The 12243-nt window shown below is 45.2% G+C and carries 9 protein-coding genes; 5 read left to right on the top strand and 4 right to left on the bottom strand.

Annotated features, from left to right (window positions below; translation table 11 throughout):
• Positions 1-49 precede the first annotated feature (49 nt).
• The 5 genes from pomA (at position 50) to rlmM (ending at position 5873) form a co-directional block, all read left to right on the top strand.
• A complete protein-coding gene (gene pomA / locus ST37_RS11660) occupies positions 50-814 on the top strand; it encodes a flagellar motor protein PomA (protein WP_084886464.1) in 765 nt (254 codons plus the stop codon).
• A gap of 8 nt (positions 815-822) precedes the next feature.
• Positions 823-1776 (top strand): flagellar motor protein MotB, encoded by a 954-nt coding sequence (locus ST37_RS11655; protein ID WP_084886461.1) that lies wholly within the window; start codon positions 823-825, stop codon positions 1774-1776.
• A 152-nt stretch (positions 1777-1928) separates the two neighbouring features.
• Positions 1929-3377, top strand: a complete 1449-nt coding sequence (gene thiI / locus ST37_RS11650; protein ID WP_084886458.1) for a tRNA uracil 4-sulfurtransferase ThiI — start codon at positions 1929-1931, stop codon at positions 3375-3377.
• Positions 3378-3769: 392 nt separating this feature from the next.
• Positions 3770-4690, top strand: a complete 921-nt coding sequence (locus ST37_RS11645) for a transcriptional regulator GcvA (RefSeq protein ID WP_084886455.1) — start codon at positions 3770-3772, stop codon at positions 4688-4690.
• 94 nt (positions 4691-4784) lie between these two features.
• Positions 4785-5873, top strand: coding sequence for a 23S rRNA (cytidine(2498)-2'-O)-methyltransferase RlmM (gene rlmM / locus ST37_RS11640; RefSeq protein WP_084886452.1), 1089 nt, complete (start codon positions 4785-4787; stop codon positions 5871-5873).
• 41 nt (positions 5874-5914) lie between these two features.
• Here rlmM and xni read toward each other — a convergent pair whose 3' ends face one another.
• The 4 genes from xni to ST37_RS11620 all read right to left on the bottom strand — a co-directional run bounded on the left by xni (position 5915) and on the right by ST37_RS11620 (position 12240).
• Entirely contained in the window at positions 5915-6691 is a 777-nt protein-coding gene (gene xni / locus ST37_RS11635; RefSeq protein WP_084886449.1) for a flap endonuclease Xni, read from the bottom strand.
• A gap of 81 nt (positions 6692-6772) precedes the next feature.
• Positions 6773-8128, bottom strand: a complete 1356-nt coding sequence (ppnN, locus tag ST37_RS11630) for a nucleotide 5'-monophosphate nucleosidase PpnN (protein WP_084886446.1) — start codon at positions 8126-8128, stop codon at positions 6773-6775.
• A 115-nt stretch (positions 8129-8243) separates the two neighbouring features.
• Positions 8244-9797: a GGDEF domain-containing protein gene (locus ST37_RS11625; protein WP_084886443.1), complete on the bottom strand. Its 1554-nt coding sequence runs from the start codon at positions 9795-9797 to the stop codon at positions 8244-8246.
• Between the two features lie 121 nt (positions 9798-9918).
• The gene (locus tag ST37_RS11620; protein ID WP_084886440.1) at positions 9919-12240 is read right to left on the bottom strand and encodes a hypothetical protein; all 2322 of its coding nucleotides are present in this window, start codon (positions 12238-12240) and stop codon (positions 9919-9921) included.
• Between the last annotated feature and the right edge of the window lie 3 nt (positions 12241-12243).

The raw sequence follows: 12243 nt of genomic DNA, 5'->3' as shown, positions 1-12243 counted from the left end.
ATAACACCAGTAGGAAATTAACTTTGTTACCATTTCAAAGAGGTTTAGAGTGGATTTAGCAACCTTAATTGGATTACTAGGATCGTTCGCGTTTATCGTCATGGCGATGGTCATTGGTGGTGGCTTGATGCTGTTCGCCGATACCACATCAGTGTTGATTGTCGTGGGCGGTTCATTTTTTGTCGTCATGATGAAATTTGAAATGGGTCAGTTCTTTGCTGCGGCGAAAATCGCCGTAAAAGCCTTTATGTTTAAAGTTGATCGCCCTGACGACCTTATTACTCGTATTGTTGAGATGGCCGACGCCGCGCGTAAGGGGGGCTTTTTAGCGCTTGAAGAGATGGAAATAAGCAACTCCTTTATGCAAAAAGGCATCGATATGCTGGTGGATGGTCACGATGCCGATGTGGTACGCACCGCGTTAGAGAAAGACATTGATTTAACGGATGCAAGACATGATCAAGGCGCGAGGGTGTTTAGGGCGTTTGGTGATGTTGCTCCAGCTATGGGAATGATCGGCACCTTGATTGGTTTGGTGGGTATGTTGTCAAACATGGATGATCCTAAATCAATTGGTCCTGCGATGGCGATCGCCCTTTTAACCACACTTTACGGTGCAATGCTGGCGAACATGATTTTTATTCCTATTGCGGATAAATTGACTCTGCGCCGTGAACAAGAAGTGCTCAATCGAAATCTGATTATGGATGGTGTTTTAGCCATTCAAGATGGTCAGAATCCTCGCGTTATTGATTCATACCTTAAGAACTATTTGAATGAGACGAAACGCGCACTTGACGTTGATGCTGAGTAGGCCAAATTATGGCAAAAAAGAAGTGTAAATGCCCACCACCAGGCGCGCCATTATGGATGGCAACGTTCTCTGACTTAATGTCACTGTTAATGTGCTTTTTTGTTCTGTTACTCTCATTTTCTGAGATGGACGTACTGAAGTTCAAACAGATCGCAGGCTCAATGAAGTTTGCGTTTGGTGTGCAAAACCAAATAGAAGTGAAAGACATCCCTAAAGGCACCAGCGTGATCGCGCAGGAGTTTCGTCCTGGCCGTCCAGAGCCAACGCCTATTGATGTGATCATGCAGCAAACTATCGATATGACGCGTCAAACTCTCGACTTCCACGAAGGGGAGTCGGATCGTGCTGGCGGTACGCGCCGCGATGCGGGGACGCTAACCGGTGGGCAGTCTCCTGAGTCATCGACAAAGATGAACCAAAACAACGAAGATCAACAGCAGCAGCAACAACAAAATAAGAATAAAGCCGACTCTCAGTCAGAAGAGACTAATCACTTGCTAGAGTCGATCAAAAAAGCTCTTGCACGAGAAATAGAGCAAGGTGCAATTGACGTGGAAAACCTTGGCCAACAATTGATTATCCGCATTCGTGAAAACGGCGCATTCCCTGAAGGATCTGCCTATTTGCAACCCAAGTTCCGCCCGCTGGTAAGGCAAATTGCGGATCTCGCGAAGGATGTCCCTGGGATCATTATGGTATCGGGTCATACCGACAACCGTCAGTTGGATTCAGAACTGTATCGTTCAAATTGGGATTTGTCGTCGCAACGAGCCGTATCGGTGGCCCATGAGATGGAAAAAGTGAAAGGGTTTGACCACGCCAGACTGCGAATTCGTGGCATGGCAGATACCGAGCCGCTTAACGACAACAGTACACGTGAACTTAGAGCGTTGAACCGTCGAGTGGAGATCAACATCATGCAAGGGAAAGCGAAGCTAAGCGATGAAGTCAGCGTTCGCTAAATTGCATAGGATTTACATAAAATAAGTGGCTTTGGTCACTTATTTTTTTATCTGTGACCAATTTGCGTATATAATGCGCGCCTTAATTTTGAACTACACTGGCTCTATCAGAGTAGAAGTTCTTATCCCTAGCTAATGAAACGGTCGTTGAGATGAAATTTATTGTAAAGCCACATCCAGAAATTTTTGTGAAAAGTGAATCAGTGCGTAAGCGATTCACCAAAATATTGGAGTGTAACCTTCGAATTATCATTCAGCGCCGAACTGAGTCGGTAGCCGTTTTTAACCGTCGCGATCATATAGAAGTCGCAGCACCCGATGCCGAGTATCGAGAGCAGGTTCTAGAGATTTTAACTCGCACACCAGGTATTCACCACGTTCTTGAAGTTCAGCAGTCAGAGTTTACTGACTTGCATGACATTTTTGAGCAAGTGAATGCACTGTCGGCCTCCAAGCTGGAAAATAAAACCTTTGTGGTGCGTGCCAAACGTCGTGGAAAACACGACTTTACCTCTATCGAGCTTGAGCGCTATGTTGGTGGTGGTCTAAATCAAGCGGTTGAGAGTGCAAGCGTGAAGCTGAAGAACCCAGATGTGACTATCAACGTTGAAGTTGCTGGTGACAAACTGAATCAAGTGCTCGCACGCCACAAAGGATTGGGTGGATTCCCACTAGGAACCCAAGAAGACGTATTAAGTCTGATTTCTGGTGGTTTTGACTCTGGTGTATCAAGCTACTTGCACATTAAACGCGGCTCTAAGACTCACTTCTTGTTTTTCAATCTCGGCGGTCCTGCGCACGAGATTGGTGTTAAGCAAGTTTCTCACTTCTTGTGGGAAAAATACGGCTCTTCAGCCAAAGTGAAGTTTATCTCGGTAGACTTTGAACCAGTGGTTGCAGCGATCCTGGAAAACGTCGCCGACGGTCAGATGGGTGTAGTGCTAAAACGTATGTTTATGCGCGCCGGCGGAATGGTGGCAGAGCGCTTTGGCATCGAAGCATTGGTGACAGGGGAAGCGTTAGGGCAAGTGTCCAGCCAGACTCTGACTAACCTTCGTCACATCGACACCGTCACCGATACATTAATCTTGCGTCCACTGATCAACTGGGACAAAGAAGACATCATCGATGTTGCGCGTCAAATAGGGACCGAAGATTTTGCCAAAGTGATGCCAGAGTATTGTGGCGTTATTTCGCGTAAGCCAACGGTTAAAGCGGTGAAAGAAAAGCTTGAAAAGGAAGAGGGTAATTTTGACTTCTCTATCCTGGAACAAGTTGTCCGTGATGCGCGCATCATGGATATTCGCGATATTGCTAAAGAAAGCCTTGAACAAGCCCCAGAAGTGGAACAGGTACAACAACTTGAAGACAATGGTATCGTGTTGGATATCCGCAGCCCAGATGAAGAAGATGATAATCCTTTAGAGATAGAGGGCGTGGACGTGAAGCATATCCCATTTTTTAAACTGTCGACTAAATTTGGTGACTTGGATCAGTCGAAGACTTATCTGCTCTATTGTGATCGCGGTGTTATGAGTCGCTTGCAAGCGCTGTACCTCAAGGAGCAGGGCTTTAACAATGTAAAAGTATACCGTCCTTAATCGGCAGGTTCTGAATATTGCAAATGGACTGTACAAGCCTTAGCCTAGCTAAGGTTTTTTTAAATCTCTTTTTATTCACAAAAGAGAATTAAACCAAAAGTAACCGCTAAAAAAAATACCGCCATAAAATGGCGGTATAATAGACAGACAAGTCTTTAAACAGGAAGTATGTCTCGAACGATAGGGTTCAAAACAGTTGGTAGAATCTACCTTGCTCGAAGAACGAGCGTGCAAACACAACATTGCAATAACTCATCATTTGCTGATTCAGAGGAATCAAAACAAACCGTTCAGACCAGTATTGCTGGGGTGAAATATAGAATTTCTATAGCCTGAACTCAATCAACAATTTATAATGTTTCGCATAAGAAAAACTAATAAGAGCATAGCGGATGTCTAGGCGCCTACCCCCACTTAATTCGTTGCGTGTTTTTGAAGCAGCAGCAAGACACCTAAGCTTTACCCGAGCGGCGGAAGAGTTGTTTGTTACTCAAGCTGCAGTAAGTCACCAGGTTAAGTCATTAGAAGAATTTCTAGGGCTTAAGCTGTTTCGTCGACGAAACCGATCTTTACTGTTAACCGAAGAAGGACAAAGTTATTTTCTGGATATAAAAGATGTGTTTAGCGCACTTTCAGAGGCAACAGACAAAGTTCTAGAGCGCAGCGAAAAGGGCTCGTTGACCATTAGCCTTCAACCAAGCTTCGCCATTCAGTGGTTGGTTCCTAGGTTAGCCGATTTCAATGCGCAACAACCCGACATTGATGTTCGAATCAAAGCGGTCGATATGGATGAAGGCTCATTAACCGATGATGTGGATGTCGCCATTTACTATGGCCGTGGAAATTGGCCAGGTGTTAGAGCCGATAAATTGTATCAAGAGTTTTTGATACCTCTGTGCTCCACAGCGATGTTACAAGGGAATAAGCCGTTAAATTCGATTGATGACCTTAGTCACCATACATTGCTGCACGACACATCGCGCAAGCATTGGAAACAGTTTGCTAAGCAGTTTCGGCTCGATAAAGTCAAAATCAATCAGGGGCCGATTTTTAGCCACTCCACGATGGTGCTGCAAGCGGCTATCTATGGACAAGGTGTGGCGTTGTGTAACAACGTACTGGCAAAGCCTGAGATTGACGCTGGGCGGCTTATCGCTCCCTTTGACGAGCATCTAATCAGTAAGAACGCATTTTATATTGTGTGTCATCCTAATCAGGCTGATATGGGGCGTGTTGCAACGTTTCGTGATTGGATGCTTAGTACGGCTGCTAAAGAGTTACAAGCCTTCAGCAGTGAAGAAGAGACGGCTTAGTCGTGTACGGTTTGGATAATAGGCCGTCCGAAAATTACGGAATGTGCTATGCTCCGCCTGTTTATTATTTATCGATTTGTTTAAGAGGTGTGGTTTGAAACACTTAATGCTTTATTGTCGCCCCGGTTTTGAAAAAGAGTGTGCTGGAGAGATCCAAGATAAAGCGACTTCACTCGAAGTGTATGGGTTTCCTCGTATGACGCGTAACAGCGGGTATGTGCTGTTTGAATGTTATCAAGATGGGGACGCCGATAAGCTTGCTAAGCAGGTTGAGTTTCAAACTCTGATTTTTGCACGGCAGATTTTTGCGGTAATAGCAGAGCTAAAAGAGCTGCCTGCGGATGACCGGATTAGCCCTATTTTGGATGCACTTTCCGAGCACGACAACATTCCACTGTGTGGCGAGTTACGTGTTGAAACTCCAGACACCAACGAAGCAAAAGAATTGTCTAAGTTTTGTCGTAAATTTACCGTGCCACTTCGACAAGCGTTGCGCGGTAAATCGGTATTGATGAAAAAAGAGCATGCCAATAAACCTGTCATGCACGCCTGCTTTGTCGCGTCTGGTCACTGCTTTGTCGGTTACTCGTACAATGGTAATAACTCAGCTTTCGCTATGGGGATCCCAAGACTTAAGTTTCCAGCCGATGCACCCAGTCGCTCGACGCTTAAATTGGAAGAGGCGTTTCACGTGTTCATACCTAAGTCAGAATGGGATACACGGTTGTCTTCTGGTATGTGGGCTGTTGATTTAGGAGCCTGTCCCGGTGGCTGGACCTATCAATTGGTGAAGCGTTCTATGTTTGTTCACGCCATCGATAATGGCATGATGGCAGATAGCTTGATGGACACAGGGCAAGTTAAGCATCATCAGGTTGATGGGTTTAAGTTTGAACCACCTCGTAAGAATGTTACCTGGTTGGTATGCGATATGATCGAGAAACCATCTCGCGTTGCCCAATTGATGGGAGAGTGGTTGATTAAAGGTTGGTGTAAAGAAGCGATTTTTAACCTGAAATTACCAATGAAAGGTCGCTATGAAGAAGTGCTAGAGGATATTGAAAACTTAAAGATTTTCTTAAAAGAAAACGGCATTAAGTTCACGCTCCAAGCTAAGCACCTTTACCACGATCGAGAAGAGATCACGGTCCATGTGCAGGCGCATACTAACTTAGGTTGGTAATCGTCGTTTTACTCTGTCGATATCTTCTAAAACCGCAGTCATCATGAGTGCGGTTTTTTCCATCTTAAATCCTGCAAATTAAACCCAAGCTCAAGGTCTGTGTTTAACCGTGCCAGTTCACGGCAAAGCAACGCATGTTGTTGTTGGCCATCCAATTTTTTCTGGTACTTGTTGGGAATGTCGGCGTAGTTATAAATTTGTTCGATGTTTTCACATAACGCAAGCAGCTCATGAGCCGCTTTAGGACCAATGCCGGGTATCCCGGTTAACCCTGTTCCACTAATGCCTGTTAGTCCCCAATAGTCCGGTAACTGAGATACTTTGACGCCAAACTCTTTTTCTACGTAGCTCGCATCTAGCCAACGATGCTGAAAGTAGTCGCGAATACGCAGGGTTGGCATCAGTAATTGGCAATAGCCTTTGTCGGTCGAAATAATAGTGACTTGTTGCTGCTGGCTTGCCACTTTGACGGCCAAGGTGGCGACAAGATCATCGGCTTCGTCACCGTCAGACAGCAGTGAGTCAATCCCTAGCTCCCACCATGCTTGTTGAATGGCATCGAGGCCATTTTGCAGCTCGACAGGCATCGGTTTTCGGTCTTGCTTATAGGCTGGAAATCGTTCGGCTCGCCATCCACGTACCTGCTGGTGATGATCAAAAACTGCAATGATGTGACTCGGCTTTGTTTCATCAAAAATTCGATGTAATGTCCGTGAGGTAGTGGTAATGGTCCGTTGAATATCCGCCGGATCCGGCTGCGCGGAGTGGACGCGACGGATCAGGTTTAGCGCATCAATTATAACCAGATGTAGTGCCATGATTATGTTACGAAAAATGGGGCCGAAGCCCCATTGTATCCTGTTACAGAGTATTAAGTAAGGATGACTTTTGTGGTAACTTTAGGTCTTTACTTTATAACATGGTGTATAGGTAGACCCTGGGAGCTTCATGCGTTGTTGCTCCACAAAATCGCCTAACAGACGATCCATTTTGGTCATTAGCGATTTATCGCCATCCAATATAAACGGCCCGTGTTGTTTGATCTCTCTAATGCCTTCAGCTTTAACGTTCCCTGCTACAACACCTGAGAAAGCACGTCGCAGATTCGCAGCTAAAATTTCTGGCTTTTGTTCTAGATGTAAGTCGAGGTTTGCCATACTGTCGTGTGTCGGTTCAAACGGCATTTGAAACTCAGGCTCGATGGTCAGTGACCAATTGTAGCTATAGGAGTCTTCTTTGCTTTTGCGGTGCTCTTTTACCGCCGGCATCGCGTTTTTCATAATTTGCGCGGCTTTGGCTGGATCATCAATCACGATCTCGTAAAGGCTTGCCGCTTCCACGCCTAAGGTCTCTCGAATAAAAAGATCTATTGAGCGGAAATAGGCCTCGCTCTCCTTAGGACCAGTCAATACAATCGGCATGGGTTGATCGCGATTATCGGGGTGAAGCATGATACCCAATATATAGAGTAGCTCTTCCGCTGTTCCTGGCCCGCCAGGAAAAATAATAATGCCGTGTCCCAGGCGGACAAAGGCTTCCAAGCGCTTCTCTATGTCAGGCATGATGATAAGTTCATTGACGATGGGGTTTGGCGGCTCAGCGGCAATAATTGAGGGTTCAGTCAACCCAATGTAGCGCGGTTGAGTATAACGCTGCTTAGCATGACCAATGGCCGCACCTTTCATTGGCCCTTCCATCGCGCCAGGTCCGCAACCAGTGCATACATTCAGCTCACGAAGCCCCAGTTCATTACCGACTTCTCGCGTGTACTGATACTCAACCGGATTAATTGAGTGGCCACCCCAACAGACGATTAAATTGGGATCGACACCCATCTTCATTGCACCGGCGTTGCGTAAGATTCTAAACACTGTGTTGGTGATATGGACGGCATTGGTCAAATTAATCTGAGGGTTAGCTTCAATCTGTAAGTTGACATAAATAATGTCTCGTAACACCGAGAAAAGGTGCTCTTGAATCCCTTTGATGATCACCCCGTCAACAAAGGCGTGTGTTGGCGCATGTGATAGCACCAGCTTAACCCCTCGTTCGCGTTGCACGACGTCAACATCAAAGGATTGGTATTCTTTTAGCAACGCTTCTGAGTCGTCGGTATGGCTACCCGAGTTTAAGACGGCGAGGGTACAGTTTCGGTAGAGTTGATAGAGATCGCTTGAGGCCGTTTTTTTGAGGCGTTCTACTTCAAGTTGCGAGAGGAGCTCGAGGCTTCCTGCAGGACTAATGCTTGTGATCATAAAGGCACCTTATAATTATAGTTATTGCTATTGTTAACTAGGTTTTTGTAACCCCTAGTTAACAATATATGCTAAGTCACTGTTTTATAAAAGTGCAGTATTGAGATAGAGCTGGTTAGAGCCAGTGTATATCGTTTGAACCTTGTTTCTTAATCGTAGAAATTTCTTGTGCCAATCGTTCGATACATTCTTCCGAGGAATGATTTTCATCGAATTGTGTGCAGGCGATGGAAGCGCTGATCCGAATATCTTGGGTTTTAAAACGAAACGGCAATGCAGCAATAGAGGTGCGAATGCTTTCCAAAATCGTACGGCACTGCTTATGATTTTGATTGCGTATCAAAATTAAAAACTTCTCACCCGTAAATCGGCCAACTTCGCCGATATGCCCCACTTCCTCTCTGACTGTACGGGCAATGATGGTGAGTGCTTTGTCGCCAGCGGTAAAACCAAAGCTGTCGTTGATCTCTTTAAATCGATTAATATCAAGCAGCGCTAAATGGATGGAGCTTTGCGAGCGGATCCATTTCTGATATTCCACCGCCACAATATCGATAATGGCAGAGTGGTTGTACAACTGAGTTAATGGATCTTTTTTGGCTCGTTGCTGCTGATCATCCAGTCGGCGACGATAATCTTGAGTGACATCACTTAAAGCCGCCAGTTGTGACTCTGCAAATTGAAGTTGTTCAATTAAATGCTGTTCACGTTGACTGGATTGAACAAATCGGTCGGCCAAGTTAGCCATTTGTTGAACCGCAGGTGTCATCGCTTTTTTGGCACCGTCTTCCAAAGAAACGGTCAGCTTTTTGGTTTTACCAACGGTTTCTTGAAGCTCTTGATTAAGGTCCGCTCGCTGAGTCGCTGTCGAGCGTGCTTGCTCTAAACTGTTCTTTGTGGAGGTTTCAATACTGGTTAGCGACTCATTCACTTGTGTTAAAAACGTTTCTGAGGTGCGCCTTTCATAATCGGTACCGTCTAAAACAAGCTTAAGTACGCTCAACGTAATTCTCAGCAGCTCTTCTCCCGAGCAACCGAGCATCAGTTTGGCTCGAACATCGGCTAGCATTTCTCCTGCATCACCGGCAAAGTCGATTTGGGTGATTAACGTTTGCAGCTCTTGATTCAGTTGTTTGAGCAGTCCAGTGTCAAAATCGGGGTGCGTTTGAGGGACCCCATTTTTATGAACACAGGCTTTTAAACCGCTCTCATAGATTTGCAGTAGCCGCGTTGCGGTGGCCACTATATGTCCAGAACTATAGTGCGGGCGCGTCATTAATATGCGCAGGTCTTGTTTTAAGTTACGTGGCAGTATTGGGAAGCGTTGTAAAAATTCGCCACTTTGCTGAACGGTTTCATCGAAATGATTTTTCTTTTGATGATAGTGCTGCGCATCTTGACGCAATACATGTTCTACGATCGCGAGCCTTGCCATGACTTTTGACAGGTCCGAATTATTCTCTAGTTCGACGCGCAGTGCCGTAAGCTGCTGCTCAGTTTCATCTGACTCAGTGCGATATTCACCCGCTAGAGTGATGATGAGTCGCTTAAGCGCGGCCGATTCACGTGAGGATTTTAGAGTCGCGTCACGTTGAGCAAGCTTAGCACTTTCCAACTGCTTGCTTAACTTTGCAATCTGCTTTTGGATGTCTGACTCAACAATCCCCATTACAATGTCATTTCCTTGTTTTCATCGATTTGTCACACTGATAGGCAGATTCAACGTGTGTTGTTGTAGTCTTACTAGCGTATGCATAATTATCTAATAGTATAGGGCAAAGATTATATCGTCAATCGTACGATATGCTCTTTATTATGTCTTCTGATGTACAAGATGAATGAACTTTGATCAGACCTTGCGCAATTGCTTGCACACAGGATTTTCTAATGTTGTCACCAGCAAAACTCGCCGCCGGAGCATGAGTGATAGCTTGCAAATGAACCCAATGTTCTCCGGGCTGCTGCTGCTGAATTTGCTTAGCGATATTGTTACTGAGTAGCAATATATCAATTAATTCTTTGTCGTCTATTGCGGTTAACGCGCGTGGTAAAAACGGGTAATCAACAAAACTGACTCTAAGCATTGGCTCATGTGTTGAGTGGCGAGTAAAGCTCTCCAACCAGCCGACAAAACGTTCAAACAGTGCTTCTACCGACGGAGAGGCTTCTGATTTCGATTGAATAAACAAAAAGATACCGTCAGAGAAGTGGTACAGCCGTTCTCCTTCTTGCAGTTGATCCCTTAAGTGCTGACCGAACGCTTTCTCGATCTTAAGACCAACTTGATACCCTTTGTCACTGTATACATTTCGAATGATAGAAACGTCCAACAACGCGAAGCGAAGGCGGTCACTCAGTGGCTCGTTAATGAGTTCACCTAATTGCCATTGCTCAAAGCTGGCGCTACTTTTTGCCAGTGATGGTGCCAAACTGGCGTTAATCATTCTCAAGTTTTGCAATTTAGAGCGCGGATGAGTGTAAAGCTCCTCAGAGAGTAACTCCAGTTTGTCTTTTACTGAGTGATAGGCAATAGATTTTTGAATATAAAAAAGAATAAAAATCAGGATTCCAAATGACAGTCCTAATGCGATCTTTCTGAATTTGTCCTGATCGGTTTGTGCACTTTCTAATTCCAGTACTTGAGATTTGTAATGGATCGCCTTTTCGTAGGATTCTATTTGGCGTAATAGCGTGAGTTTGGCTAATGCGCTTTTTTCCATGATTTGGGCGTTCACTAGTTGATTATGAAGCTGAAGTGCTGCCAGCGCTTTTTCGGCTTGACCTGTTTCGTCATAAGCGGTTGTCAGTACTTGGGCTGCTTCAATTTGATGCTCTATTGAATAAGAACCACGCTCCTGTTCGAATTGACGTGCGAGTACTTGAATCGCTTTTTCAGGCTGTTGCTGAAGGTTGTAGAGTGTGGCTTCGATAATATTCGCTTCGAAAATACCATTGCCGGTGTTGCTAAATATAAGCAGTTCTTTAGCACGCTCTAAATACTGTTCTGCCAATGCGTAGTTGAACAAGTTTATGTAAGTACGCGCGAGCCGCAAGCGAATATTGATGATTGACTCTAAATTCCTTTGCGAAATTTGGTGTTCCAAAACGTTAAAGTACTGCACCAGCGCAAGGTTATATTTACCTTGAACAAAGTAGACGTCAGCCAGCCGATTGATCACTCCCGCGTAATAGGGTGAGGTTTCGTAGGCACCGTAAAAACTGGCAGATTGCTCAAAATGCGCCTCCGACAACTCGTAGGTTCCCCTGTCGGCATACAGCTTGCCAAGTTGGTAGTTTACTCGCGCTAAAAACTCAGCCTGATCAAACTCTACAGCCCGCCAATAGGCTTCGATCAGCTCTTTGGTGGATTCATTGTATCGTTTATGCCTGTGCAAATGCTCACCGTAACTGAGTCCAAATAGAATGGATTGCATCTCATTGGGCGATTGTTCTAGCAGTTGATTCAGTTGCTCAAATAACTCATCGGAGGAAGTCGAGTTATTCATCATGGAGTACAGCTCTGCTGACTGTCTTAGGTATTGTGACTTAAAGGCCAAATGATCACTCTCGAGAGCCCCGGCCGGCAAGCTGGATTTCCATTGCGAGTAACGCTCCTGTGCTTGCTTCAAAGTATCTTGCACGACTTCTTTGCTGGTGTTCATTTCCAACTGTAAGCGCGCTTTTATAAGCAACGAATCAATGAGGTGTGGCTGGGTATTACGTTGCTGAGCGAGCTCAATCGCAGTATCAATTTCTAGCTTGGATTGACGGGGATTTCGCAATAAGTACTCAGATATCGCCAGCACCTGATGAGCGTAAATAGCATTTCTAACTTGCTGTGGTTCTGACGCCATATCTTTACGGTCGCGACTTTCTCGAGACAATAAATTGTTTTCAGTGAGATAGGTTATGGCAAAGTGACGAGCCTGACTGGGTGATAACACAACCAATTTATTGGCGTCTGTGAGAATTTTGGGTGTATTTGCATCACTGAGCTGAGCAGTCGCAGAAAACGACGTTAGAGCTATTGAGAGAACGAGAATATAAAGCATGCCAACTTGGCGTACCGATACACGTTGTAAACCTTGAATGAGAGCCTTTATTGCCACCATAAG

Origin of the sequence: Vibrio sp. qd031 (genome assembly GCF_002100145.1) — a bacterium.
Taxonomy (GTDB): Bacteria; Pseudomonadota; Gammaproteobacteria; order Enterobacterales; family Vibrionaceae; genus Vibrio.
This window is presented reverse-complemented; position numbering and strand designations above follow the sequence as displayed.

Bases quoted from the DNA above. Each gene is read 5' to 3' on its own strand.
- ST37_RS11655 (WP_084886461.1), top strand. From the start codon at position 823: ATGGCAAAAAAGAAGTGTAAATGCCCACCACCAGGCGCGCCATTATGG.
- thiI (WP_084886458.1), top strand. From the start codon at position 1,929: ATGAAATTTATTGTAAAGCCACATCCAGAAATTTTTGTGAAAAGTGAA.
- ST37_RS11645 (WP_084886455.1), top strand. From the start codon at position 3,770: ATGTCTAGGCGCCTACCCCCACTTAATTCGTTGCGTGTTTTTGAAGCA.
- xni (WP_084886449.1), bottom strand. From the start codon at position 6,691: ATGGCACTACATCTGGTTATAATTGATGCGCTAAACCTGATCCGTCGC.
- ppnN (WP_084886446.1), bottom strand. From the start codon at position 8,128: ATGATCACAAGCATTAGTCCTGCAGGAAGCCTCGAGCTCCTCTCGCAA.
- ST37_RS11625 (WP_084886443.1), bottom strand. From the start codon at position 9,797: ATGGGGATTGTTGAGTCAGACATCCAAAAGCAGATTGCAAAGTTAAGC.
- ST37_RS11620 (WP_084886440.1), bottom strand. From the start codon at position 12,240: ATGGTGGCAATAAAGGCTCTCATTCAAGGTTTACAACGTGTATCGGTA.